This window comes from Cryobacterium sp. Y57 (genome assembly GCF_002929505.1).
GTDB lineage: Bacteria > Actinomycetota > Actinomycetes > Actinomycetales > Microbacteriaceae > Cryobacterium.
The window spans coordinates 70,346-96,825 of record NZ_PJJL01000070.1 but is presented as its reverse complement, the minus strand read 5'-3'; the positions used below and the strand labels follow the sequence as shown (position 1 = coordinate 96,825).

The following is a 26,480-nucleotide window of genomic DNA, read 5'->3' as shown; positions in this document are numbered from 1 at the left end:
ATCGAATACCATCGGCTCAACGAGCGCAAGCCCCCACCCGAGACGCGTGAGGGCTTGCGACCGGTCTTGCGGTGGGACTATTCGCCGAGCAGGGCGAGCATGCTCGCGATCGTCTCGGCAAGCTTGGCGTCAGCGGTGCCGTAGTCGGCGAAGTTGCCGGCGGCGAGTGCGGTTGCCTTGTCGGCGAGCGCCGTCTTGGCGACAGCGAGAAGCGACTTGAGTTGGGCATCTGTTGCCGCATCGCCGGTCGACTCGGTCGGCACGTCCGTGCCGCCGGTAGCACCACCGGTCGTGCCGCCCGTTGCTCCGTCCGTGGCAGCCGGGTCCGGCACGGCCGTATCACCGGCCGTCGCACCCGAATCGCCGCCGAACAGCACATCGAGAGCACCGTCGAGGGTGTCCTCGAACGCGATCTGGTCGCCGAAGGCCACGAGCACCTTCTGCAGCAGCGGGTAGCTCGTCTCACCCGTGGACTGCACATAGACCGGCTGCACGTAGAGCAGTCCGCCACCGACCGGCAGGGTCAGCAGGTTTCCGTTCAGCACGGTCGAGGAACCCTGGCGCAGCAGGTTGAGTTCGGTCGACACGGCCGGATCGGCGTTGAAGACGTTCTGCACCTGGCCGGGGCCTGGGACAGTGCCGTCCTTGGGCAGATTGAGCAGTCGCAGCTGACCGTACCCCTCGGCGCGCACACCGTCTTCCGATCCGGCGTCGGCGTCAACGGCGAGATAGCCGTAGAGCACGTTTCGGCTGGATTCACCCGTTGCTTCCGGCTGAAAGGTCGTGTAGAGCGAGAAGGACGGGGCATCCGCTCCCGGTACCTGCATGGTGAGGTAGTACGGCGGCTGCAAGGTGGGATTCGTCGCCGGAGAGTCCGGGTCGTTCGGTGAGATCCACGCGTCGTCCTTGGAGTAGAACGATCCCGGGTCGGTCACGTGGTACTGCCCGAGGATCGAGCGCTGAACCTTGAACAGGTCGGCCGGGTAGCGAACGTGACTCATCAGGTCACCGCTCATCTCGCTCATGGGTTTGAGCGTCGACGGGAAGATCTTCTGCCAGGTCTGCAGTAACGGCTCTTTGTCGTCCCAGGCGTAGAGGGTGACTTCGCCGCTGTAGGCGTCGACGGTGGCTTTGACCGAGTTTCGCATGTAATTGATGCTGTCGAGGGCGTACGGCTGCGGTGGTGTCTCGGTGTCGGCGATGGCATCGCTCAAGCTGACCGGAGTGGAGTATGGGTAATTCGCCGACGTCGTGTAGCCATCGATGATCCACTTCACCCGACCATCAACGACCGAGGGGTAGGCATCGGAGTCGAGCGTGAGGTACGGCGCGACCTTCTGTACGCGGGTGACCGGGTCACGGTCGTAGAGGATCTCCGACTTGTCGTTGACCGAGGCCGCCAGGAAGATCTGCTCTGATTGGAACTTGAGCGCGTAGATGAGCTTCTTGAACGCGTTGTCCAGTTTTGGTCCACCATCTCCGGAGAAGGTCGTGTAGGTCTGGCCCGCACCCTCTTCGCCCGACGGATAATCGAGTTCGATCGGGTTGGCACCCTCTTCGGCACCGACGATGGAGTACTCCGGCGAGGTCTCACCGAAGTAGATGCGCGGCTCGAAGTCACCGAGCGCACCACTGGTGGGAATGCCTGATTCAAGGAACACCGGCTGCCCGTCGACCGAGCGCTGGTTGCCGTAGGCGGCGACCACACCATAACCGTGGGTATAGACGGTCTTCGAGTTGACCCAGGTATTACCGGTGTTCAGGCCGTCGATGTTGAGGTCACGCACGGCGACGACGGTGTCCTGCGAGGTACCGTCGATCATGTAGCGGTCAACGTCGAGGTTGCCGGGGAACTGGTAGTACTGGCGGAACTGCTCCAGCTGGGCGAACGAGTCGCTGACCAGCGCCGGGTCGAGAATACGAATGTTGGCGGTGGTTGCGGCGTCCGCGCGCAGGGCGCCGGGCTCGGCGGTGGTCTTCGCGTTGTAGGGAATCTCCTCGATGCCGGCGACGTTGTAGGCATCCCGGGTGAGATTGATATTGCGCTCGATGTACTGTGCCTCAAGCGACTTAGCGCTCGGCTCCACCTGGAAGCGCTCCACGACCCAGGGGTAGAGCGATCCGATCAGCAGGCTCGACACGATCAGCAGCGCGGTGCCGATGACCGGCAGACGCCAGCGGCCGATGATGGCCGTGAGGATGAAGAGCAGGGCGACCACTGCAGCGATGCCGGCAAGGATGGCGCGGCCGGGGATGGTGGCGTTGACGTCGGTGTAGCCGGCGCCGGTGATGAGTGTGCCCTGGTTGGTCAGGGTGGAGTACTGGTCGAACCAGATACTCACGGCCTGTAGCAGCAGATACACGGCCGCCGTGACGGCGATCTGTACACGGGCCGCCTTGGAGATGAGCACCTCACGGCCGGACACCCGGATGGACCCGTACAGGTAGCTGGTAGCGACCGAGACCAGGGCCGAGATGAGCACGACGGCGGATGCGAAGGCGAGCACGGCCTGATACAACGGCAGATCCATCAGGTAGAAGGAAATGTCAAAGCCGAACTGCGGGTCAACGCGCCCAGTCTCGGTGCGGTTGAGCCACATGAGCACGGTCTGCCAGCGGGTGGCGGCGGCCACGCCGGCGAACAGGCCCAGGAGCGCAGGGATGCCGAACATCGCGAGGCGACGCAGCGGCTCGATGACCTGCTGGTAGCGGTCAAGCTGCGAGTTGAGCTTCGCATACACCGGGCGCAGGCGGTAGGCCAGCTGGATGCTCACCCAGACCGGCACGGCCATGGCGACGAACCCGATCAGGAACAGCACGGTGCCGGCGATCCACTGGGTGGTCAGCACATTGAGGAATCCGAGTTGGTCGAACCACAACACATCGGTATATAGTCCGGCGAAGATAAAGAACAGGATCACCAACCCCGCGATAATTGCTGCGGAAATTGCTAGCGGGGCTCGGCCGCGCCGGGGGGCGTTGTCGGCTGCTGATGAACTCACGAATTGGCCTCTTGCGCTCAGTCATTAGGTACAGGGTGATCATTAACCGCGTGATCAGGGTCACGTCTATCTTACTTAAGCACCCCTGAGAGAGTCACCATTGCCGAGCTGTCCGAAGTTTTTCCTGCGACGCTAGCTTGTTGGACAGGTCGGGACCCCGTTCGTGTTGCCGGTTTTGATCGCGTCAAGGGCGGCCAGTGCCTCATCGAGGGTAGCAACGGAGAACACGCTCAGACCGTCGGGGATATTGCCGGTCACTTCGTCGCAGTTGCCTGCCGGAGCCAGAAACCAGCTCGCGTCATTCTCGACGGCGCCATAGAGCTTCTGCTGGATGCCGCCGATCGGGCCGACCACACCGGACTGGTCGATCGTGCCGGTACCGGCCACGTTCTCACCGCCTTGCAGCTCTCCAGGGGTGAGTTTGTCGATGATTCCGAGGGCGAACATCATGCCGGCGCTTGGTCCGCCGACCTTGTCGAGTTGAATTTGCACCTCGAACGGAAAATCGTAGGCGACTGAGACGTTGACCCCGGCCACGACCGTGCCGGCGCTGTCGATCGGGGTGACCTCGACGGTGCGCGCTACGCCGCCTCGCACGATGTCGAGACTGGCCGCCGTCTCGGCGCCGTTGGTCTGCAACGCGGCACGCAGTTCCGCGACGTTGACAACCGGCGTCCCGTTCACCGCGGTGATCTGATCCTTGGGCTCGATCACGCCCGCCGCCGGGGAGCCATCGGGCAAGCTGACCACCGTGACTGTCGTTGGGTAGTCGTAGCCGAGATGGGTGAGGGCCGCGGCGATGGCATCCTGTTGGGAATTGATCATGTCGGCGCTGGAGCGCGCATCCCGCTGTTCGGTGCTGACATTGGCGGGAAACACCTGGTCGATGGGGAGGACGGCTTCACTCGGATCCAGCCATGCTCCGGCGACACTGAGCCAGCTCGGGCGGTTCTCCCGGTTGCCGAGCAGGGATACCGTGAGCAGGTCGAGCGTGCCCTTGGTCGGGTACACCGTCTCACCCGGGATGGTGATGAGGGCGGTCTCGACGTCGTTGGCATCGGTGGCGGAGCCAAGAGTGTTGTAGACCGGTCCGGGCTTCTCGATGACGTAGGGGGCCGGCATGACGCCGAGAATCACCCCGGCGACGAGGGCGATCAACAACGCCGTCCAGCCGATCGAGGGGCGGCGACGCCGTGCACCCTGGGGTGCCGGTGAGTCATCGGTGAAGAGAGCCACCGTGCTCCTTCCGTATTGGTTCCTGCCAGGTCCAGGGTCGTGTTCGCGACGGGCGCACTACAAGCCCTTCAGCCTAGGATATTTCCCAGCCCCGAGCGGGCTACTCGCACTAGCGTAGAAGTATGCAACTGAGAGGGGCCTGAAGTGGCCGACGACTCCCTACCCCCGAACGACCAGAACCCGGGCGAGCCCGGCGATAACAGCCCCAGTGACGAGTTCCGTGACATGCTGCGCGACATTCTGAGCGGCAAGAGCGGCATCGACCCGGGCCAGCTCGCCAACGCGGCCGGCCTGCCCAGTGACCCGGCCAGTGTGGCGGCTCTCATGCAACAGCTCCAGGGCGCTATGAACTCCCAAGGTACCGGCGTGGACTGGCAGATTGCGCTCACCCAGGGCCAGCAGCGAGCGGCTAACGGGCAGCTCACGGCGACCGACGAGCAGCAGACCCAGCTGCGCCAGGCTTTTCACATCGCGGCCCTCTGGCTCGACGACGTCATTTCCGTGGCCGAACTGACCGTTGAACCCCGGATGATGACCCGTCGCGAGTGGGTTACTGCGACTATGCCGTTGTGGACTCAGCTGGCCGAACCTGTGGCAACGAGTATCTCCGATTCGCTCACCCGGGTCTTCGCCGAACAGGTGCCCGAAGAGATGCAGGGCATGGTGGCCAACGCGAGCCAGCTCGTACGCAGTATCGGCGGAACCCTCTTTGCAATGCAGCTGGGCCAGGTCGTCGGCCAGCTGGCCAGCGAGGTCGTCAGTGGCGGCGACGTCGGCATCCCGCTGCTCGGCGAGCAGCAGGCTGCCTTGCTCCCCCAGAACGTTTCCGATTTCGGTGCGGGCCTCGACGTTCCCACCGACCAGGTGCAGATCTACCTGGCCGTGCGTGAGATTGCCCACGCCCGACTGTTTCGGCACGCCCGCTGGCTGCGCCTGCACCTGACCAGCGCAGTCACGGCATATGCGCGCGGTATCAGCATCGATTCCAGCCGTCTTGAAGAACTCGCCGGAAGCTTCGACCCTTCCAACCCGGAAGACCTGCGTCAGGCCATGGTGGACGGTTCGCTCATCCAACAGAAGTCCGAGTCGCAACTTCTGGCGCTATCGCGGCTCGAAACGATGCTCGCCCTGGTCGAAGGCTGGGTTGATGTCGTCACCGCCCGCGCCACGATTCGGCTGCCCAAAGCCGATGCCATCGCCGAGACCGTCAAACGCCGCCGGGCTTCCGGCGGTCCGGCCGAATCCGCTTTCGCGACCCTGGTCGGTCTCGAACTGCGCCCGCGCCGACTACGGGAGGCCGCAGCGATGTGGCAAGCCGTGACGGATGCCGTTGGCAACGAAGCGCGCGACGCCCTCTGGTCGCACCCCGACCTGCTGCCCACTGAGCAAGACATCGACGACCCCCAGCAGTTGATTGCCCGGCTGTCGAGCGCGGCACGAGGTGAGCCCGAGGTGCTCGACGATGTCGATCAGGCCCTGGAAGACCTGCTGCGCGATGACGGTGCCGAGCGTCCACACGAGGCATAGAGGCGCGCAACGTTGCCGCAACCTTCGCTGAGATACCGTCGTTTAATGGACGAAACGTCCCAAACGAAGGAGTTTGGCAATGACAGTAACCGAGAGCAATACGAAGACATCCACCCGGGTGCCGACGACCATGCACGCGGCCGTCGTGCACGAGTTCGGCGAAAACCTCACAATCGATGAGGTTCCCTTACCGACACCCGGCCCGGGTCAGGCCCTGGTCAAGCTGCTCAGCAGTGGCGTCTGCCACACCGACCTGCACGCCATGGAAGGCGACTGGCCGGTGAAGCCGAGCCCGCCGTTCATCCCAGGCCACGAGGGTGTCGGCGAGATCGTCGCCCTCGGCGCCGGCGTCGATGACCTCGCCATCGGCGACCTCGTCGGAAACGCCTGGCTTTGGAGTGCCTGCGGAAGCTGCCAGTACTGCCGCACGGGTTGGGAAACCCTGTGCGAAGCGCAACAGAACGGCGGCTACAGCGTTGACGGTTCGTTCGGGCAGTACATGCTCGTCGACGCTCGCTTCGCTGTGCGCATCCCGCACGGCGCCGACCCGATCGAAATCGCTCCTGTCCTGTGCGCCGGCGTCACCGTCTACAAGGGCTTGAAAATGACCGAGGCCCGTCCTGGCCAGTGGGTTGCCATCTCCGGGATCGGCGGCCTCGGCCACATTGCCGTGCAGTATGCCAAGGCGATGGGCCTGCGGGTTGTTGCCGTCGACATCGCCGACGACAAGCTCGCCCTGGCGCGCCAGCACGGCGCCGAGCTCGTGATCAACGCACTCGACGGCGACCCGGTTGCCGCCATCCAGAAAGCCACCGGTGGAGTGCACGGCGTACTCGTGACCGCGGTGCACCCGGCCGCCTTCGGCCAGGCCATCGGCATGACCCGTCGGGGCGGCACCATCGTCTTCAACGGCCTGCCGCCAGGAGACTTCCCCGCCCCGATCTTCGACATCGTGCTGAAGGGCCTTACCATCCGCGGCTCCATCGTGGGTACCCGTCAGGACATGGAAGAAGCCCTGCAGTTCTACGCCCGCGGCCAGATTCACCCCACGGTCTCCGAGCGTCGCCTCGACGAAGTCAATGAGGTACTCGACGAAATGAAGCACGGCAAGATTGACGGTCGCGTGGTCATCCGCTACTGATATCCGGTGCGGGCGGCGTTATCGTCGAATCCCCAGTATTCGTGCGTGACCGCCCGCACTCCCGTGATAACCAGCCTGTGGAGAACTCATCCAGTCGGGGCCATGTGCGTCATCATGTCGGCATGGCTCTTCGACTGAATCCTCGATACCCCCTGGTGTGGCGCACACCGGATTGCGTACAACTCGGCATCGACCATGCCGTTGTGCGGATCGATGGGCTCACTGTCGCCCACGAGGCTGTGCTGTCAGCCCTCGTCGCTGGGGTGCATCGTTCCGGTGCGATGCTGCTGGGAACGCTGGCCGGAGCATCCGCTGCCGAGGTGACGCATCTGCTCGAACTGCTCGAGCCGGCGCTGCTGTATGTATCAGACGATGCGGAACCTCCGGTCACGCCGTTGCCCCGGACCGTGCTCGTTGATGGTATCGGAACGACCGCTTTTCGCGTGCGTAGCCTGCTGGCCAACCTCGGAATCGAGGAGCCGCTACCGGGCAATGAACCAGAACTGGCAGTGTTGGTCGGACAGTACGTCTTCTCACCGGAGCGTCACGGGCGCTGGCTACGCCGGGACATTCCCCACCTGCCGGTGGTGTTCAGCGACAGCGCCGCCCGGGTCGGACCGCTAATCGAACCGGGATTTGGGCCCTGCCTGACCTGTCTCGAGCTCGCGCATGTCGATGACGATCCCGCCTGGCCGGCCATGGCCTGCCAGCTGGCCCCGCGGCAGGCACCGAGCGAAACACCCCGGCTGAGCTTTGAGGTCGCCGTGCGGGTAGCCGGGCTCGTTCAGGATCGCCTCGAAACCGGACGGTCAGCGATGTTCGCCCGGTCGTTGCGCATTGACGCCACCTCCGGCACCGTTACGCGGAGCGCGCACCGGCTCCACGAGCGGTGCGGCTGTCAAGCTCTTGCAGAAAACGAGATCGTTCCCGAGGCGCACGAGCCTGCACTCCGGAGGACGACCAGCTCAGCGCGAGCCGCCTACGGGCCCGTGTGATACCGACGTAGAGCAGTCGGCGCTCCTCGTCTATCTGCTCGAAGGTACTCGCATAGCTGATCGGGACCAGTCCTTCGCTCAGGCCGACCACGAACACGACATCCCACTCGAGACCCTTGGCGGAATGCATGGTGGCGAGTGTCACCGCCGAGACGGTCGGTTCGTGCTGGCCGGCCTGGCGTTCCATCAGATCGTCGGTGAACTGGCGAAAGGTGGTGCCGGCAGCGGCCTGGTCGACCAGACCCATCAGGGCATTGAGCGATTCCCACCGAGCCTGCACTGCGCCGCGCGTCTCGGGGGCGGTCTGGCTCCAGCCGAGGGACCGCAGCACGTCACTGACCGACTTGAACAGCGGTTCTCCGACGATCGAAACGGATGCCGCGCGCAGGCTCATCACCGCCTGCTTCACTTCGGCTAGGTCGAAGAACCGTTTGGCGCCACGAATCTGGTAACTCACCCCGACCTCGGTCAGCGCTGTTTCAAGCAGTGCCGCCTGCACGTTGACCCGGAACAATACGGCTACATCTTCGGGTTTGGTACCGGTACCGATGAGCTGCAGAATCTGCTCCGCGACACCGCGGGCCTCGGCCATATCCGAGGCGTAGCCACGCACGTTCGGATCGGAGCCGATGTCGGATTGCGCGGCATGCAGGGTCAGTGCGCCGGAACGACCGCGCATGAGCTGGTTCGCGGTAGCAACGATGGGCGCGGTCGACCGGTAGTTCTGCTCGAGCCGCACCACGGTGGCATCCTCGTAGTGTTTGGGAAAGTCGAGCAGGTAGTCGCTACGGGCACCGGCGAAGGAGTAGATGGTCTGGCTGGCGTCGCCAACGACGCAGAGATCGCGGCGGTCGCCGAGCCACAGCGCGAGCAGGTCGTGCTGCAGTGGCGAGACATCCTGATATTCGTCGACGACGAAGAACCGGTACTGCTCACGAACCTGCAGTGCCACCGACGGTTCGGCCTCGATCATGCCGGCCATGGCGAGCAGCACGTCTTCAAAGTCGATCTGCTTGCGTTCGTCTTTGAGCTTCTCGTAGGTCTGTTGCAGGGCGACGACCTGGTCGATGTCGAGCCGTCCTGGCAGGCTGCGGCGGGCGATGCCGGCCGCGTATTGCTCGATGCTCAGGCCGCTGGTCTTGCGCCACTCCACCTCGGCCGCAAGGTCGCGCAGGGTGGCCGTATCGATTTTGAGGTGCAGGGCCTCGGCGGCATGCCCGAGGATGCGACCCTTCCCGTCGAGGATGCGCGGAGCCTGCCCGCCGACCACGTGTGGCCAGAAGTAGTTCAGTTGAGATAACGCTGCAGCGTGGAACGTGCGCGCGGCCACTCCCCCGGCACCGAGCTGCCGCAGGCGCCCGCGCAGTTCCGCTGCCGACCGGCTCGTGAACGTGAGCGCCATGACCCGGTTGGGGGCATACGCGCCGGTCAACACGCCCAGGGCGATGCGGTGGGTGATGGCGCGGGTCTTGCCGGTGCCGGCGCCGGCAAGCATACAGACCGGGCCGATCAGCGCTTCGGCGGCAATGCGCTGTTGTTCATCGAGGCCCTTCAGCAGCGAGTCGGCGGTCACCGTCACGGGCGAATCAGTTCCGTCGAGGCCGGCAACGGAGCGCCGAGCCAGCGTTCGATCATGGCGTGCGCGATTGACGAGGGGCCGGGCAGCAGCATCCACTCGCCTGCATCGACCAGCTCTTGCCGGGTGAACCAGCGCAGCGCCAGAATCTCAGCACCGTCGGGCAGCAGATCACGGGCCCGCTGGCCGTCGGCGAGGCGAGCGGTGAACCCGCACATGACCGAGGCGGGGAACGGCCACGGCTGAGAGCCGACGTAAGCCGGATCGGTCACACGCAGGCCGGACTCCTCGAACATTTCGCGAATCACGCCCGCTTCGAGGCTTTCGCCGGGTTCGACGAATCCGGCGAGCAGCGAGTAGCGGTTGTTCTCCCACATAGCGTTGGAGCCGAGCAGGATGCGGTCGTCGGCGTCGGTGATGAGCACGATCACGGCGGGGTCGGTACGGGGGAACACCTGGCTATTGTCCACCGGGCAGCGACGCACCCAACCGGCCTCCTCGACCACGGTTGCGGCGCCGCAGCGCGGGCAGTGCGCGTGCGAGACGTGCCAGTTGAGCACACCGAGGGCCTCGGTGAACAGACCGGCGTCACGGTCATTGAGAACGGTCGCGACCATTCGAAGGTTCACCCAACGGGTCTCGTCGGGCTCCAGCCGGGCCGCAGCGTCGTCGTCGAGCTGCGCGGCGACAATTCGGGTGCCGGTCGGCTCGGGCAGGTCGGTCGGCAGGGACCGGCCGAGGTAGACGCGCAAGCCGGGATTCTCTCGACTCATCATCACGCTCGTCGGAGGCAGCAGGGCGAGGCGAGCGGCGTTGGTCGAGTCGTTTGGCGCGAGCAGTATCTTGCCGTGCCAAACCGGCAGAACGCGGGTGGCGGCATCCGCCCAGAGCTGATCGAACAGCTCGGGAATGGCCCGGCTCAGGTGATCGCGGTCGACCGCGTGGCGAGACAGCGGCAACCGCGTCGTGAAAGTGAACGACATGGTAATCTCCGAGCTCTGCGAGAACGTGGGGGTGGAGGCGTGGCGAACAGCCACGCAACCGGAAGTCGATCTAACCTAGTAGGCATGGCCAGAACTCAACTCACTCTAGCCGCGTTAGCCACCTCCGCAGTTCCGGGGCTCGACGTGGCCTACGCCCGCAAGCACAGTGCCGGCGCGCACGGACTGTTCGACTCAGCGCTCGTTATCGACACAGACGGGCGGGCGCTGATCATTCGCGTTCCCACCAGCCAGTCGGCCGAAACCGAACAGTCCGCCGACCTCGTGGCGCTGCGCGCGCTCACCACCGGCAATCGCAGCCGGCTTCCGTTCGACGTGCCCGAATATGTCGGTCAAACCCCGATCCAGGGAACCCGCGCTGTCGTCTACGAACTGCTGGCCGGCGACAGTTTCGATGCGGATGCCCTCACCGGACACGAGGGCGTCTCGGGGTCGATCGGCCGGGCCATCGCCGCGATCCACTCACTACCGAGCGCTTTCATCGGCACGGCCGGACTTTCCCAGCAGAGCGCCGAACAGTGTCGCAAAGATGCCATCGACCTCATCGACCGGGCCGCCAATACCGGCTACTTGCCCGCCGCACTGCTGCGCCGCTGGGAACAGGCCACCGACGACGATGCCCTGTGGCAGTTCGCACCGGCGGTGGTGCACGGGTCGATGTCGTCCGATTCTATTTTGATCACCGACGACGCCGTATCGGGTATTCTCGGCTGGTCCGGCCTGGCCGTCGGAGACCCAGCCCGCGACCTCCACTGGTTGCTCGCCGCGCGCGGCGATGCCGCTGAACTGGCCATCACCACGTACTCGACCGCTCGTCAGGGCAGCGACAGCCATATCACCCAGCGTGCCATGCTCTACGCCGAGCTCGAACTGGCCCGCTGGTTGCTGCACGGCGTCAGCAGCCACGACCAGTCCATCGTCGATGACGCCGTCGCGATGCTCGACGGCCTCGTCGACACGGTACACAGCCACACCCAGCAGCCGCTCTCCCCCGAAACCGGCCCGATCATGACCGTCGGTGACGTGGAGGACATGCTCGACCATATGCCGCGCGCGGCCCGCGACTACGATCAGCATGCGGCTATGCACACCGACAGCTACAACTTCTCGGGGCTCAGCATGGACTCTGACTCTGACTCCGACTCCGATAAGGAGTCCACCGACGACTCCGGGTCCGGCGACTCGCGCGCCGGGGTCATCGCCCCCGACCAGGCAGCAAGAAGGTCAGCCTCTGAGTAGAGGCGCTCGGGGGCGATGACGGTATCGTCGGCGACGAAATAGAACACGGCGTCGACAATGCTGGGATCGATTCCCTTCCACCGGGCGTAGGCCAATCGGTAAAGTGCGAGTTGGGTTTGCTTCAGTTCGAGGTCAGCGGCATTCTTGGGCGCCCGCCCGGTTTTCCAGTCGACGACCTGATACCCCGCTCCGGTGCGATACACGGCGTCGAGCTTGCAGACGAAGACCTGGCCCGCGAGCACGTGGTGAATTTCAATCTCGACGTCGACCGGCGCTCGATCGGCCCATTCGGACCGTTCAAAGGTGGCCTGCAGAACCGCAAACTGTTCCTGCTCGGGCACGGCGAGGTCATTCAGTGCGCCGGTACCGTCGTCGTCGCCCGCATCATCATCGCCGAAGTCCAGTTCATTCAGCGCGGCATCGACGCGATCGGTGCCGGTCGCGCCGCCGGCACGCCGCTCCACCCAGGAGTGGAACAGGGTGCCGAGCCGTGTGGCGCGGTAGGGGCGCTGCGGCATGGGGCGGCGCAGTTCGGCAGCGACTCCGGCAGGGTCGTCGACGTAGTCTTTGAACCGGGATGCGGGGATGCGGGTGGGAACGGCGGTGACCGCGCCGCCGGCCAACCGCAGGGCACGTTCTTCCAGCAGCAGGGTGACCGCGTGGGACCAGCGGGTGGGAGCATCCGCCGTGCTGCTCAAAACGCGGGTCGCGGCGGCTTCAACGAGAGCGCGGCGGGTGCCAAGAGGGTCGAACGGCCATAGCTCCGTGCCGCTGGAGGCGGAGCCAGGTTTGTCGGCCTCGGCGCTCGTATCAGAGATGGCCCGGATGAGCCCGGCTTCGGCGAGTTCCACCAGGTAGCGGCTGGGCTTTCGAACCGTCAGTCCCGGGCCCCAGAAAGAGCCGGTCAGCAAGAGATCTTGCTTGGCACGGGTGATGGCGACATAGATGAGGCGGCGTTCTTCGTCGTCGTGCCGCGTCGCCAACTGCTCCTTGTAGGTCTGGAAGGCCAGGTCATAATCGAGCTGCGTGTCATGGCCGGCGACTTCGAGCTCGGGCAGCTCGGAGCGATCGCCCCGAAAGCCGTAGGGCAGCTCACCGAAGCGCAGCCATCCGCTGGAATCGTGAGCTAACGCTGGCAGGCTTTTCTCGGTGAGGTTTGGAATGGCGACAAAGTCCCATTCGAGGCCCTTGGCACCGTGAATCGTCAGCAACTGCACGGTGCCCTGTTCCGACATTTCAGCGCGCGGGCCGAGGTCGTCTTGCAGCTCTGCCCGCTTCAGCCAGCGCAGAAAACTGGCCAGCGTGCCCTGCTCATCGCTGTCGAGGAACGCGGCCACCGTGTCGTGGAAGGAATACAGGTTAGCGAGTCCGAGGTCGTTGTCCTCGTTCGCGGTCAGTTCGATGTCAAGCCGAAATTCCTGTTCGATCAGCCGCACGAAGTCGAGCAGCGGCAGGCTGGCGCGGGAACGCAGCCACGCCAGTTGCCGGCCGGCCGACTGCACGCGGGCACGCCCCAGCTCGCTGAATTCCGCGAATTGGCCGTGAGAGTCAGGGGCTGTGCCCAGAAAGTCGAGCGCATCAACCAGAGAGCTGCCCTCATCACCGGCGACGGATGCCCGCAGCTTGCCCCGCAGATCGGCCGAAATGGCCTTCTGGGCCCAGTCGTGCCGGGCCAACCAGCGTGCCACATTGGCAAGAGCCTGCAGGTCGCGTGCGCCGACGCGGTAGCGGGCGCCGCTGAGGAGGCGCACAAGCTCGCTGCCGGCAGCCGGATCGTGCACGACCCGCAGAACGCTCACGACGTCGGCCACCTCCGGGGTGGAAAGCAATCCGCCAAGGCCCAGCACGTGCGCGCGTACGCCATGGGAGCGCAGCACCTCGGCGAAGTAGTCCATCTCCCGGCGCGCCCGAAAAAGCATGGCACCGGTGTGATCACCAACGAGCCGGGCGGCGAACCAGTTGGCTATCGCATCGGCCTCATCGGCAATGGTCTCCGCCATGAGCGCGTCAATGCCGCCGGCCCTGGTGCCGGCTGGCACCTTGAGTGTTTCAACCTGGATTCCGCCAGGTTGGGCGCGCAGCGTCTGACTCAGCGGATCGACGACGGCATTCGCAGCGTCGAGAACGAGGGAGGGGTTTCGCCAGGTGAAGGACAGCGACATGGTTGGCGCTGCGGCTGCGGGACTGGCGTCGCTGGTGTTGAAGTCTCGTCCGAAGCCGAGCAAATTTGCCGAGCTGGCGCCGCGCCATCCGTAAATCGACTGGTGCGGGTCACCGACGGCCATCACCGGGTGGTTGTGAAAAAGCGTATGTAACAGCTCGGTCTGCAGTACGGAGGTGTCCTGGTATTCGTCGAGCAGCACGATTCTGAACTGGTCGCGATAGCGGTCGACGACCGCATCGACTTTCTGGCAGACCTGAAGCGCGAGGGCCACTTGGTCGGAGAATTCGATGAGCCCGAGGCGGCGCTTCTCACTGCTGTACTGCGCAGCGAGTTCGGCGAGCACCGGCAATGGCGCTACTGCGGCCAGGGCATCGATCACCGAGTCGTACGGCTTTTTCTTACGCGGGTTGCCGTAGGGCAAATCACTCAGGTAAGCGAAACTTTCGGCCAGGCCGGCGAGGTCGTGCGGGGTTCCCGGTGCGCCGTTGTGCCAGGGCGGCGGGTTCTCAGCGACGGCACGACTGAGTTGCAGCACGGCGTCGGTGACCTGGTCGACGCTCTTGCCGTAGGGCACCAGGCGACCGTCGCCGTGATCGATGACCACGCGCCGAGCGAGCAGCCAGGCGCTCGTTTCACTGAGCAGGACAGATTCCGGCTCCCGGCCGAGCAGCAGGGCGTTGTCGGTGAACAACCGGCTGGCAAAGGAGTTGTACGTGGAGACGCTCGGTGTGTTGAAGAGGTCGGAAGACTCAGCTGCCAAACCGGTGCCTGAGCTGGCGTCTGAGCTGGCGGTGATCGGCATCAGTCCAGCGGCATCGAGGTCGGCGATGCGCTTGTTGATGCGATCGCTCAGCTCGCCGGCGGCCTTGCGGGTGAAGGTGAGTCCGAGAATCTGGTCAGGGCGGGCGTGGCCGTTGGCCAGTAGCCAAAGCACCCGGTTGGCCATCGTCTCGGTTTTGCCGCTTCCGGCGCCGGCGACCACCAGGGTCGGCCTGAGCGGCGCCTCGATGACCTCCTGCTGCTCATCGGTGGGCGGAGGAAGCTTGAGTTCTGAGGCTATGTCGAGGGCGGAGACCGTGGTGACTGATGTTGTGACCGTTGTCGTGAGACTCATGAGCTGACCTGCTTGATGATGTGGATGCGGCAGGACCCGTGGCTTCGCGGGTCGAGGCAGTGCGCGGTTATTTCGGCGATGAAAGTGCTGCCGCCCATGCCTGCCGCGTCGTCGCTTACCCGGGTGCGAAAAGCGTCGAGTTGCTCCGGGGTGAAGGTGGGCTGGGTGGGATTGCGGTAGTTCTGTTTGACCGTGCCGGAGGAGATGATGACCAGGCGGGCACCGGCCAGCGCCATATCGCCCGAAACGCCCTCGATGACGCCCTCCTGAAACGCCAGCTGGTAGGCGCCGAGCTGTGGATGCTCTGCGACGCCTACATCGCTTGTCGCGTCGCCCTTGCCGGTTTTCAGGTCGACGATCACGGCCCGTCCGTCGGCCTGGCGTTCCACTCGGTCGATGGTGCCCGACAGCACGGCACCACTCACGTCCAGTTGAAAGGTCCCCTCGGCGCTCAGCAGCTCACCGCCCCCGTTCTCGAAATCGAGCAGGTACGAGGCGAGCCGGTCGGTGAGCGCTCTCGCGGCGACTTTCTGCACGCGTGACTGCCAGTCGGCGTCGAAGTCGAGTTCGTTCCAGCGGGACTCGACGCCCTGCCAGAGCGCCTCTGGCCGACGGTCGACGCAGTCTTCCATGACCTTGTGAATGATTGTGCCGAGGTTGGCGGCAGTACTCGAGCTGCCGCCGCCGACCTGCCCGATCAGCCAGTGCAGCGGACAGGTTTCGAAGGCGGCCATTCGCGACGGCGAGACACGCACCGGATCATCACCGGCCGCGGAGTCATTGAGCGGGCGCACTGTGCTCGGGTCGGTCAGACCGTACCACTGATCCGGTGCGGCGCCAGGTACGTTTTCGCTGGCCAGGCGGGACAGAATGGCCGCGGCATCCGCTGCGCGGGCGGCCGTCTCGGAGTCGATGCGGGCCGGTGAGCGGATAGCCCGGGTCAGGTCACGGCGCATCCGCCCGGCCAGGCCGCGCAACGACAGAGGGTAACGGGCAAAATCATCATCAGCCCGCTCAGGCTCGGGGTCTGGCAGCAGACGAAGGAACACCGACGGCTCGTTTTCTTCATTGCTCACGGCGGTGACGAGCAGTTCATCCGTGGCACGACTGACGGCCTGGGCGAACATGCGCAATTCGTCATGGAGAACTGCAGTGCGCGCGTCGGTGCCGGCAGCGTCGTTCCCGCTGCCTTCTTGTCCCGTGGCGACCACGGCAAGGTCGCCAGCGCCGAGCAGGGAGCCACGGATGCGCAGGTCGGGCCAGACATTGGCCTGCACGCCGGCCACCACAACAATGTCGAAATCGCGCCCGATGGTGCCGCTTGGGGTAGACACGGTGACGGCCGCGCCCAGGGCACGCGGTGCAAGGGTATCTTCGGGCACATCGGTGTCGACGAGATGTTCCAGAAAAAGTACCGGCGGGGCCGACGGGGTGCGTTCGACGTAACGCTGCGCTGCCGAGAACAGGGCGACGACGGCGTCAAGGTTGTGATTGGCTTCGTCGGCGACGATTCCGGTGCCGGTGGACTGCTCTTTCCACTCGCGATCGAGTCCGCTGCGCTGCCAGAGGCCCCAGAGCAGTTCCTCGATGGTGGCACCGGCTTCATATTCGATTTTCGCGTCGCGCAGGCTCGCTCCGCAGCTGGCAGCGCGGCGAGCGGTGCGGTTATCGATGGCGGCGAGCAGGTCGGGGGTCTGCAGTGCGACGACGAGCAGCTCGTCAGCGCTGCGCGGTGTGGGGGTGTCAGTGGCCAGTTCGTGCTGGCGCAACGCGGCGCGTAGCCGGCGCAGGGTGATCGGGTCGAGCCCGCCGAGCGGGCCGCGCAGCAGCTGGATCGCCGCCTCGGGGTCGAGCGGTTTGCGCCCCAGGGTCACCTCGAGCGCCAGGATGAATGCCCTCACCGCGTATTCGTCACGCAGGGCTGTGCTCGCGGTAGAAATCTGTGTCGGTACCTCGAGGGCGGCCAGCCCCTTGGAAATCGACGGGACGAGCGCTCCGGTGCGCACGATCACAGCCATCCGCGACCAGGGAATTGCATCGATCACGTGGCGTTCGCGCAGCAGCTGGGCGATCACTGCGAGCTGATCGGCCGGGCTGGTCGCAACCACGGTCCGCACTGAACGCTCACTCGCTTCTGTTGAATCGCGACCGGCCGCAGCACGCTGGGTGCCAGCCGCGGCAGCGCCGATCCGGCCGGTGACCTGCGCAACGACTCGACGGATGTTCGCGCCGTGCCGATACACCGTCTGCAGCACAATCGGCGCGGCCACACGGCCTTCCGGTACGGCCCGGCCCTCGCTGAGATACGAGCCGAGGCGACCGAGGGCATCCGGATGCGCACCGTGAAACGAGCCGGTGCTGATGTCGGGGTCACCGACGGCGATGATCGCCACCCCGCGCGTCTGAAACTGGGCCAACAGCGTGATCGTGGCCTGCGTGACTTCCTGGGCATCGTCAAGCACTATCAGGCGCAGGTGGGCGAGGGAGCCGAGCGTTGCAACTCCGGCCGGGCCGGCCTGGGCACCCGCGACGACAGCGGCAGCATAGCGAGCCAGCTCGGTCGAGTCGTATTGGCCCGGGCGGGCCTGGTCTTTGGCCTCTTCATAGCCGCGAATGAACTCGGCCGCCGCCACCCACTCCGCACGTCCGCGTGCGAAACGCTCGAGCTGGCCCGGCGAGACACCGTATTCGACCGCGCGCATCATGAGATCGCGAAGTTCGGTGCGAAAGCCCCGCAAGCTACGCACATCGGGACCGAGGGTAGTCGGCCAGGCCGGGCCGGTCTCATCGTCAATGTGGCCCTGCAACAGCTCCGCAATGATCTGGTCTTGCTCACCACCGGTGAGCAGCGTGGGAGTCGGGCCACCGACCTGCGCGACGGCCGAACGCACAATCTGGAAAGCCACCGAGTTGGCGCTGCGAGCCAGCGGGCCGTTCGTCGGCACGCCCAGGCGCAGCGCGAGCCGGTCGCGCAGCTCCGTGGCTCCGGCGCGGGTCGGTACCAGTACCAGTACCTCGCTCGGAGAATATCCCCGGTTGAGCACCCTGTCGGCGACGAGTTCGACGAGCGTGGTCGTCTTGCCCGAGCCGGGCGCGCCGATCACCGCAGCGCTGACCCCGTCGGGGAGGTCGAGAACGGCCGTCTGGGCGGAATTAAGGGTGTGCTGTGTCACATTTCAACGGTAACGGGTTGCGCCGACAGTGAACTCTGTCCGGACGGTGGCGCGTTCTGTCGTACTCTGGGCGCAAGGCTACGAAAGGCAGTTCTATGGACATTCGCATTGGTATTTTCAACTCCCCCCGGGAGATCGGTTTCGAAACATCGCAGCCAGCGACCGAAATTGAGGAGACCGTTGCGGCGGCTCTTTCCGGTCAGACCGGCTATCTGAAGCTCAGCGACAGCAAGGGTCGCGTCTACATCGTTCCAACCGTCGGCCTGGCCTATGTCGAACTTGGCAGCGAAGAATCGCGTCGCGTCGGTTTCGTCGCCTAAAGCACCATGGAACTCCTGTTCGTAGCGCTGTTCGGCGCTCTCATCGGTCTCGGCGCGCGGTATTTTCTGCCCGGTCGGTCGACGCAGGGATCGGTGCTGGTTCCGGCGATCGGAACGGCTACTGCATCTGCTGTCTGGGTCGCGCTGACCTGGGTCGGCTGGAATTGGGCCGGTGGCTGGATCTGGTGGGTGTCTCTTGGGGGCGCCGCCGTATCATCCATCGTGCTGAATCTGGTGATCAGTCGGCGACGCATTCACGCCGACCATCGGCTGCTGCAACGCCTCGCCAACACCGGGTCCTCCGCCACCGCGTAAATTCAACTGAGCGCGTTGCCGCAGCTGGCGTGGGCCGATCTCCGTGCCGGAACGCAGGACACCCGGGCCGACGCGGATCTCGGTCTGCGGATTCTGCCCGCCCTTCCGACTCTTGTGCACGCTGTCACAATCGCGGCCGGCTCCGTGCTGCTGATCGGCATTCTCTATCGCGCCGCTGTGGCGAGCGTTATTTGCGGGCGGTGCTGATTCGGTGGCGTTGGCTGACCATCACACTCCTGGTCGGCAGAGCTCTGCAGGGACTCGCCGACACAGCAGCGAGCGTCTACGTGGGTTCTCTCATCGCCGGGTTGTTCAGCGAAGCTCCGGGAGCTCGCGCTGGCGCTCTCACTCAACTCGGCGGCGACTACGCCGCGCTAACCCGCAATATGCCCCCAGTGGCCCGTAGCGATTCTGTTGGCCGGCGTGATCGCCCTCGCCCTCGGAATGGCGTTTCGATCGGGCGCGCTACTCGACGAGGCGGTCGACGGTATCGTCTGATCCGCATCCAGCTCGAAGGGATGCGCTGCCGCACCGGATTCGCTGCCCCTTGAACGCCGTGCTGCTGGATCGGGAGATAACCCTCACCGAACTCTCCGCTCGCAGCGGAACCACCATGGCCAACCTTTCGATTGTGAAGAACAATCGCGCGAAGACCGTGCGATTCACCTCACTGACTCTCATCTGCGACGTACTTCAGGCCACGCCAGCCGAGCTGTTCACCATTGAGGCCGCAGCGATCGACTGACCGACGGCCCCACTCCGGCCGATAGGCCGTTAGGCCGTCAGACCGAGGCCGTCCATGCGGCGGGTGTGCGCGGCAATGAGTTCGGTGAAGACCGGTTCGATTCGCGCCTCGGCCGCGGCACCAGGGCCAGCGGCCGAGTCGGTGCCTGGGTCCGCTGCCGGCATCGCTGAGCGAGCCACAAGCAGGGTATCGCCGACGAGCCGACGGCCCCACATGGCCAGCCGGGAGCCGAGCTCGACGTCGTTTTCAATGGCGGTCTGCAGTTCGTGCACGAGCACGTCGGTGCCGGAATTTTCGCCGAGGAGCTGCGCCACCCTCGGTCCGATATCGCGCGGCAGGCCGTCCGAGAGCCGGATGAAGAAGTCCTCGAGGAGGCCGCCCGCGAGATAGCAGCTCAGGAGCAGCTCATGCCAGTCGGCGCCGCTGGTGTTGCGGCGAAATTCGTCGAGACTCGCGACGAACGGGGCCATCTCGGTGGCCGGATCATGCCCGCGGCGTCGAATCTCGGTGACCAGACCGTGATGCTTGCTCAAGGCTCGACCTGCGGCGGCGCTGAGGCCTTCCTTCACGGCAAGATTCGGCGCTGTGGCCACGGCGCGGGCCAGACTTTCGAACTCCCCGAGCTCGCAGTAGGCGGCTTGGCCCAGAAAATGCTGTACGCCCGGAGCCAGCGAACTGATGTCCACTTTTTCGGTCGGCTGGAGCGCCCCGCGGGCGGAAAGCCGCGGGGCTTCATTGCGCTGCGGGCGCCGACCGAACCACGTGACCACTGGCTCAGCTTAGGACAGCGCGCCTGTGGCCGCGGTACAGACGGGGCAGTAAGCTGGAATTACGTCGTCGACAAGGATCGGCGGCCGCTGCCCGAGACGCAAAAACGGGCGCACTTCGCTTCCAGTTAATGACAGGCAAACATTCGTGACTTTCTCCGAACTTAATATTGACCAGGACATGGTCGACTCCCTTGCCGCCAAGGGCATCCTCGAACCGTTCCCCATCCAGACCCAGACCATTCCGCTCGCGCTCGCCGGCCAGGACATCATCGGCCAGGCCAAGACCGGCACCGGCAAAACCTTCGGCTTCGGCCTTCCAGTCATTCAGCGCCTCGGCCTCGATCCCGAGTCCGGCGTGCAGGCCCTCATCGTCGTTCCGACGCGTGAACTCTGCGTGCAGGTCTCGGAAGATCTCGAGCTCGCCGCAGCCGGCCGTAACACCAAGATCGTCTCCATCTATGGTGGCAAGGCCTATGAAGGTCAGATCGAACAGCTCAAGGCCGGCGCACAGATCGTGGTCGGAACCCCCGGCCGCCTGCTCGACCTTGCCAGCCAGCGTCTGCTCACTCTCGCCAACGTGCGTGAAATGGTGCTCGACGAAGCCGACAAGATGCTCGACCTCGGTTTTCTTTCCGACATCGAGAAACTGTTCGCGCAGACTCCGTCGACCCGCCACACCATGCTGTTCTCGGCGACGATGCCCGGACCGATCGTAGCCCTGGCCCGGCGCTTCATGAACCGCCCGATTCACATTCGCGCGACCGATCCCGATGAGGGCCTGATGCAGGCCAACATCGAGCACCTCGTCTACCGTGCGCACAACATGGACAAGGACGAGGTCATCGGCCGCGTCCTCATGGCCGAGGGCCGCGGCAAGACCATCATCTTCACCCGTACCAAGCGCGCCGCCGCGAAGCTCGTTGAAGAACTCGGCGACCGCGGCTTCAACGCCACGGCCGTGCACGGCGACTTGAACCAGGAACAGCGCGAACGCGCCATGGCCAGCTTCAAAAGCGGCAAGAAAGAAATCCTGATCGCAACGGATGTCGCTGCTCGCGGCATTGACGTCGAAGATGTCACGCACGTCATCAACCACACCATTCCCGAGGACGAGAAGGCATACCTGCACCGCGTGGGTCGCACCGGCCGCGCCGGTAAAACCGGAATCGCGGTGACCTTTGTCGACTGGGACGACCTGCACAAGTGGTCCCTTATCAACAAGGCACTGGAGTTCGGCCAGCCGGAACCGCTGGAAACCTACTCGTCGTCGCCGCACCTCTATACCGACCTCAATATTCCGGCCGGATCCAAAGGACGCCTGCGCGCGACTCCGGTGAAGGACATCGCTGCTGGCGATGCTCGCACCGGCGGTGCCGGTCGCTCCGGGGGTGCACGCTCCGGGGCCGGCAGCCGCTCAGACACTGGTCGCTCCGGTGCGGTACGAGGCGGCCGCTCTGCCGGCGCTCGCTCCGAAGGCGCTCGCCCCGAAGGTACTCATAGCGACCGGCGTGGCGATTCACCGCGCGGCTCCGATCGGTCGGCAACGAGCCCGGTACGCGACGGTGGGGACGACACTGGTCGACCGACGCGGTCACGTACCCGCGTAGGTTCCAGCACCAATCCCGACGCCCCCGCCGCAACCCCGGCAGCCGGCACACACGACGGCGGCGGAACCGAGCACCACGACGGCAACAACGCACCGCTGCGCCGCAGTCGCACGCGTCGTCGCTCGCCGCAGACCGGCAACACGATCTAGTCCCTGGTCAGCACTGTCAACGCCCGGCATGCGGGCTGCCACCGTTTCGGCCGTGGCAGCTGTCGTGCCGGGCTTTGTCGAGTACGGCCACGGCACTCGCTGAGCAGGTCAGCCGTAGACGGGCGCGGAGCCGTGACCCTCAGCGATGATGCGGTCGAGTACCTCGGGGGCGGTCGTGTTCTCGCCGAACCGATTGGGTTTGCCGGTGCCGTGGTAGTCACTCGAACCGGTGACATACAGCCCGAATTTGGTGGCGAGTTCGTACAGGCGCGCTGTGGGTTCCGGCTTATTCTCGCGATGCTCGAGTTCGAGGCCGAACAGCCCCGCTCGCACCATCGTCTTCAGCCGGGATTCCGAGACCACGTCGGCGATACCGCGCGTGGCGGGATGGGCGATAACGGGCACTCCCCCGGCGGCACGCACGAGTTCGATCGCGCGTAACGGATCTGGCGCGTAGTGCGGTTGAAAGTAGCCCGCCTTCCAATGCAAAATGTCGGCGAAAGCCGCGCTGCGGTTGAGCGCGTGACCGCGCGCGACGAGCGCGTCGGCGATGTGCGGCCGGCCGACAGTGGCACCGGGCGTGGTCTGGGCGAGTACGTCGTCCCAGCTGAGGTCGTAGTCCATACCGATGCGGGCCACCATCTGCTCCGCCCGGCTCAGGCGAGCGGCCCGCACCCGCGTCATTTCAGCGAGTAGTGCAGAATCGGCCGGATCGAAAAGATATGCCAAAAGATGCACACTGGCGTACTGCACCCGCGTACTGAATTCCATTCCGGGAATAAGCGTGATCCGTGCGGTGCGCGCGGCAGCGGATGCCGCAGCCCAGCCGGCGGTAGAGTCGTGGTCGGTCAGGGCAACCGTTCCGAGCCCCGCACCGGCCGCCGCACGCACCAATTCAGCCGGCGTTTCGGTGCCGTCTGACACGCTCGAGTGCGCGTGCAGATCAATCGGACCCTGAAATTGCCGCACGACTGCCATAACCCCATGCTACTTGGACGCCCCCACCGCCTCCCCGCAGCGCAGCGCTGGGGATTCCCCAGAATTCTGATCTAGGGTTCAGAATAATGTTCACGCGACTCTTCCGGGCACTGATTCTCCTTGCTGCCGCCGTTGTCCTGCTGGTCCTGACCTGGCCGCAGGCATTCGGCCTGCACACCACCTGGGTCGTTGCGCATCTCGTCTCGTTTCGTGCGATCGCCGTCATCAGCGCGATCGTTGGCCTCATTGTGCTTGGATTACTGCGATTCATGCGGCCACTGCGCCCACTCTTCAGCATGGCCATGGTGTTGCTGGTGTTATTCGCCGTGGCCAATGTCAGCATTCTCGCCTCTCGCGGTTTCACCGCGAATACCGCCCGGGAAAGCACGGGTCCAGCCGACGCCACAACGGATGCCGACACCGTCACGGTGCTCAGCTGGAACACGCTCGGCGATGCTCCCGGCGCTGCGGTCATCGCAGAACTGGCGCTCGCCCAGAACGCCGACGTCCTGACCCTGCCCGAGACAACGGAGGAAACCGGGATTCAGATCGCCGAAATGATGCGCGAAGCCGGCCGCCCCATGTGGGTGCACACGCTCGCGTTCGATCTGATCTCCAAGGCTCGGTCAACGACACTGCTGATCAGCCCCGACCTCGGTGACTACGCCGTGACCAACGCTGCCGGTTCCGGCCCGCCGGGCAACACCAACGTACTGCCCACCGTGGTGGCTGAACCGGTCGACGGAAGCGGCCCGACCATTGTTGCCGTGCACGCCGTCGCCCCGATTCAGTACGAGATGTCGAATTGGCGCAGCGACCTCGACTGGCTCGCCACCCAGTGCCAGGGCGACAACGTGATCCTGGCGGGCGATTTCAACTCAACGCTCGACCACATGGCCGGCCGGGCCAACGATGGCGTGACTGCTGTTCTCGGCAACTGCGCGGACTCCGCCCTTTCGGCCGGTGCGGCAGCCGTCGGCACCTGGCCCACAAGCATTCCGGCGCTCCTCGGCACCCCGATCGATCATGTGATGGCGACGGTGAACTGGCAGGTGACCACGCTGCAGGTGATCGAGTCGCTCGACGACGCTGGCAGCGACCACCGCCCGATCGTCGCCACGCTCACACCGGTCACCTAGTTTCGGCCGGATCCAGCGGTGCTGAGCGCAGCATCCGCACCAGCATGATCGGCCACTGCCCAGCGTGCGGTGCCAGACTGGGGAGATGGCTGATACCACTGCTCCTCCTCTCATTCCCGCCGCCCGCTCGAACGAGAACCGTTCGACGACTCCCGGATCCACCGGTTTCAAATCGTTCATCGCGAGCGGCTGGGCCGATCGCACGGATGCACTGCCGGGTGCCCGCGAGCAGGCGCCCTTCGCCGCCGCGCGCCGCGCACGTCTCTCGGCTCAGTACCCGGGGCAGCGCCTGATCATTCCGGCTGGCCGGTTGAAACCGCGTTCCAACGACACCGACTACGCGTTCCGCGCGCATTCCGCCTTCGCCTACCTCACCGGTTGGGGCAGCGACAGCGAACCCGGCGCCGTACTCGTGCTCGAACCGGCAGCGGCGGGCGGCCACGACGCAACCCTGTACTTTCGAGAACGAGCCGGCCGCGACTCCGACGAGTTCTACGCCAATCCCGACATCGGTGAATTCTGGATCGGTCCGCGCCCATCGGTAACCCAGGTCGCGAGCGACCTCGCCCTCCATGTCCGCGGCATCGCCGAGCTCACTGGCGTCTTGAGCGCCGTCGACAGCGAAACGCTCGTAGTACGTGAGGCAGACCCGACTTTCACCGAGCAGGTCGATGAAGCCCGCCTGCGTTTCGCCGCCGAGCGCGTGCTCGGTAGCACCGCCACCGACTCACCGTTCAGCATCGAGATAAACGCCGAGCACGAGCCCGACGCCGGTCTCACCCGCGACCTCTCCGAGCTGCGCCTGGTGAAGGACGCCTTTGAAATCGCGCAGATGCGCCTCGCCGTCGCAGCAACAGCCCGCGGCTTCGACGATGTCGTCGCCGATCTGCCCCGGTCGAGCCAGCACGCCCGCGGCGAGCGGCTGGTGGAGGGTGTCTTCAATACCCGCGCCCGCACCGACGGCAACACGGTCGGCTATGACACCATCGCAGCCTCCGGACCGCACGCGTGCATCCTGCACTGGACCCGCAACGACGGCGTCGTCGCCCCCGGCGACCTCATTCTGATCGACGCCGGCGTTGAACTCGACAGCTACTACACCGCCGACATCACCCGTACCCTGCCAGTCAACGGCTTCTACACCGACGTGCAGCGCCTGGTGTACGAGACCGTGCGTGAGGCAGCGGATGCCGCCTTCGCCGTCGTTCGCTCCGGCGCGGTGTTTCGTGACGTACACGCCGCGGCAATGGCCGTGATCGCCCGGCGCACCGCCGAGTGGGGCATGCTGCCAGTCACCGCTGACGAAGCCCTGTTGCCGGAGAACGGCCACCACCGTCGTTACATGGTGCACGGCACCAGCCACCACCTCGGCATCGACGTGCATGACTGCGCGCAGGCGCGCCGCGACATGTACCTGGATGGCGTGCTCGAACCGGGCATGGTCTTCACCATTGAACCCGGACTGTACTTTCAGCCAGACGACCTCACCGTTCCGGCGGAGTTTCGGGGTATCGGCGTGCGCATCGAGGACGATATCCTGGTGACTCCCACCGGTGCCGAGAACCTCTCAGCTGCGATCCCGCGCACCGCGACCGAGGTCGAGGCCTGGATCGCCGCCGCACAGCGCTGACTTCATCGTGGAAGCGAAAAGAGCACCCGTTCAGCGCAGCTGGCCCGGTGCTCTTTTCGCGTTATCGTGCGGCTTACTCCGGATTCACCGGGGCTGCCGGGTCGACAGTGTCTGCCGGGCGTACAGGGGCGGCGGGTTCGTTCGAACTGCCACCCAGCAGGTTTCGCGCCCGGTTGACTAATTCGACGTCGACGACAATCTGATAACTGGTCGCAATGACCTGCATGGTCGAGGTGAAGTCGCGTCGACGCCGGTTGATGGCATAGCTCGCGATACCAAGCAGCATGCCAAAACCGGCGCCCATGATGAGTGCGGCGAAAACGAACGGCAGGCTCGACCCGGTGGGCGAGAACAGAAAGAACAGAATGCCGAAGAAGATTCCGAGCCAGGCACCGGATGCCGCCCCCGCGAGCGCGACCCGGCCGTAGGTGAGTTTGCCGGTCACCCGCTCGACACTCTTGAGGTCGTTGCCCACGATCGAAAGCTGTTTCACCGGAAAATCAGCCTTCGCGAGCGTATCGACCGCGGCTTGCGCGTCGGCATAGGTGCCATAGGTGGATAGCACCTCCCCGCGGGGCAACACGGGAGGAAGCACCGGGCGGCGTCGGGAGAAAAGGCTCTGGTTACTCATCCCGCCATTCTCCCACGCCGTGCTGGTG

Annotated in this window: 18 protein-coding genes and 1 pseudogene; 10 read left to right on the top strand and 9 right to left on the bottom strand. The window is 65.2% G+C overall.

Annotated features, from left to right (window positions below; all coding sequences use genetic code 11):
• Window positions 1–77 precede the first annotated feature (77 nt).
• On the bottom strand, window positions 78–3,002 hold the full coding sequence (locus tag CXY72_RS13220; protein WP_233197821.1) for a UPF0182 family protein: 2,925 nt from the start codon (window positions 3,000–3,002) through the stop codon (window positions 78–80).
• Window positions 3,003–3,134: 132 nt separating this feature from the next.
• Complete coding sequence (locus tag CXY72_RS13215; protein ID WP_104128140.1) at window positions 3,135–4,238, bottom strand: PDZ domain-containing protein; 1,104 nt, start codon at window positions 4,236–4,238, stop codon at window positions 3,135–3,137.
• A gap of 225 nt (window positions 4,239–4,463) precedes the next feature.
• Here CXY72_RS13215 and CXY72_RS13210 point away from each other — a divergent pair, with 225 nt between their 5' ends.
• Window positions 4,464–5,765, top strand: a complete 1,302-nt coding sequence (locus tag CXY72_RS13210) for a zinc-dependent metalloprotease (RefSeq protein ID WP_104128307.1) — start codon at window positions 4,464–4,466, stop codon at window positions 5,763–5,765.
• A gap of 130 nt (window positions 5,766–5,895) precedes the next feature.
• Window positions 5,896–6,906, top strand: coding sequence for an alcohol dehydrogenase AdhP (gene adhP / locus CXY72_RS13205; RefSeq protein WP_104128306.1), 1,011 nt, complete (start codon window positions 5,896–5,898; stop codon window positions 6,904–6,906).
• Window positions 6,907–7,764: 858 nt separating this feature from the next.
• Here adhP and CXY72_RS13200 read toward each other — a convergent pair.
• Together CXY72_RS13200 and nudC are read right to left on the bottom strand one after the other, a co-directional pair.
• Window positions 7,765–9,474 carry an ATP-dependent helicase gene (locus CXY72_RS13200; RefSeq protein WP_199184048.1) on the bottom strand — a complete coding sequence of 570 codons (1,710 nt, stop codon included), beginning with the start codon at window positions 9,472–9,474 and terminating at the stop codon, window positions 7,765–7,767.
• A 2-nt stretch (window positions 9,475–9,476) separates the two neighbouring features.
• Window positions 9,477–10,460 (bottom strand): NAD(+) diphosphatase, encoded by a 984-nt coding sequence (gene nudC, locus CXY72_RS13195; protein WP_104128138.1) that lies wholly within the window; start codon window positions 10,458–10,460, stop codon window positions 9,477–9,479.
• 84 nt (window positions 10,461–10,544) lie between these two features.
• Here nudC and CXY72_RS20700 point away from each other — a divergent pair, with 84 nt between their 5' ends.
• Window positions 10,545–11,717 (top strand): phosphotransferase, encoded by a 1,173-nt coding sequence (locus CXY72_RS20700; protein WP_104128137.1) that lies wholly within the window; start codon window positions 10,545–10,547, stop codon window positions 11,715–11,717.
• Window positions 11,718–11,728: 11 nt separating this feature from the next.
• Here CXY72_RS20700 and CXY72_RS13185 read toward each other — a convergent pair.
• Both CXY72_RS13185 and CXY72_RS13180 read right to left on the bottom strand, forming a co-directional pair.
• Window positions 11,729–14,995: pseudogene (locus CXY72_RS13185) on the bottom strand (UvrD-helicase domain-containing protein); the annotation flags it as partial.
• A complete protein-coding gene (locus CXY72_RS13180) occupies window positions 14,992–18,168 on the bottom strand; it encodes an ATP-dependent DNA helicase (RefSeq protein ID WP_104128135.1) in 3,177 nt (1,058 codons plus the stop codon). The gene CXY72_RS13180 and the pseudogene CXY72_RS13185, both read right to left, overlap by 4 nt.
• Before the next feature lie 95 nt (window positions 18,169–18,263).
• On the opposite strand from CXY72_RS13180, the gene CXY72_RS13175 reads away from it, so the two are divergent.
• The 4 genes from CXY72_RS13175 (at window position 18,264) to CXY72_RS13160 (ending at window position 19,548) form a co-directional block, all read left to right on the top strand.
• Window positions 18,264–18,488: a DUF3107 domain-containing protein gene (locus CXY72_RS13175; RefSeq protein ID WP_092108379.1), complete on the top strand. Its 225-nt coding sequence runs from the start codon at window positions 18,264–18,266 to the stop codon at window positions 18,486–18,488.
• A gap of 6 nt (window positions 18,489–18,494) precedes the next feature.
• Window positions 18,495–18,803 carry a hypothetical protein gene (locus tag CXY72_RS13170; RefSeq protein WP_104128134.1) on the top strand — a complete coding sequence of 103 codons (309 nt, stop codon included), beginning with the start codon at window positions 18,495–18,497 and terminating at the stop codon, window positions 18,801–18,803.
• A gap of 15 nt (window positions 18,804–18,818) precedes the next feature.
• Window positions 18,819–19,010 (top strand): hypothetical protein, encoded by a 192-nt coding sequence (locus CXY72_RS13165; protein ID WP_104128133.1) that lies wholly within the window; start codon window positions 18,819–18,821, stop codon window positions 19,008–19,010.
• 349 nt (window positions 19,011–19,359) lie between these two features.
• Window positions 19,360–19,548: a helix-turn-helix domain-containing protein gene (locus CXY72_RS13160; RefSeq protein ID WP_370446264.1), complete on the top strand. Its 189-nt coding sequence runs from the start codon at window positions 19,360–19,362 to the stop codon at window positions 19,546–19,548.
• 29 nt (window positions 19,549–19,577) lie between these two features.
• On the opposite strand, the gene CXY72_RS13155 is transcribed toward CXY72_RS13160, so the two are convergent.
• Entirely contained in the window at window positions 19,578–20,318 is a 741-nt protein-coding gene (locus CXY72_RS13155) for a ferritin-like fold-containing protein (RefSeq protein WP_104128131.1), read from the bottom strand.
• 145 nt (window positions 20,319–20,463) lie between these two features.
• On the opposite strand from CXY72_RS13155, the gene CXY72_RS13150 reads away from it, so the two are divergent.
• Window positions 20,464–22,074 (top strand): DEAD/DEAH box helicase, encoded by a 1,611-nt coding sequence (locus tag CXY72_RS13150; RefSeq protein ID WP_104128130.1) that lies wholly within the window; start codon window positions 20,464–20,466, stop codon window positions 22,072–22,074.
• A gap of 108 nt (window positions 22,075–22,182) precedes the next feature.
• Here CXY72_RS13150 and CXY72_RS13145 read toward each other — a convergent pair whose 3' ends face one another.
• Window positions 22,183–23,052, bottom strand: a complete 870-nt coding sequence (locus CXY72_RS13145; RefSeq protein ID WP_104128129.1) for a PHP domain-containing protein — start codon at window positions 23,050–23,052, stop codon at window positions 22,183–22,185.
• An 86-nt stretch (window positions 23,053–23,138) separates the two neighbouring features.
• Between CXY72_RS13145 and CXY72_RS13140 the strand changes: the two genes are divergently transcribed.
• Both CXY72_RS13140 and CXY72_RS13135 read left to right on the top strand, forming a co-directional pair.
• On the top strand, window positions 23,139–24,191 hold the full coding sequence (locus tag CXY72_RS13140; protein WP_104128128.1) for an endonuclease/exonuclease/phosphatase family protein: 1,053 nt from the start codon (window positions 23,139–23,141) through the stop codon (window positions 24,189–24,191).
• Between the two features lie 85 nt (window positions 24,192–24,276).
• Window positions 24,277–25,821, top strand: coding sequence for an aminopeptidase P family protein (locus tag CXY72_RS13135; protein ID WP_104128127.1), 1,545 nt, complete (start codon window positions 24,277–24,279; stop codon window positions 25,819–25,821).
• 73 nt (window positions 25,822–25,894) lie between these two features.
• Here CXY72_RS13135 and CXY72_RS13130 read toward each other — a convergent pair whose 3' ends face one another.
• On the bottom strand, window positions 25,895–26,452 hold the full coding sequence (locus CXY72_RS13130; protein ID WP_233197820.1) for a general stress protein: 558 nt from the start codon (window positions 26,450–26,452) through the stop codon (window positions 25,895–25,897).
• Window positions 26,453–26,480: the final 28 nt, after the last annotated feature.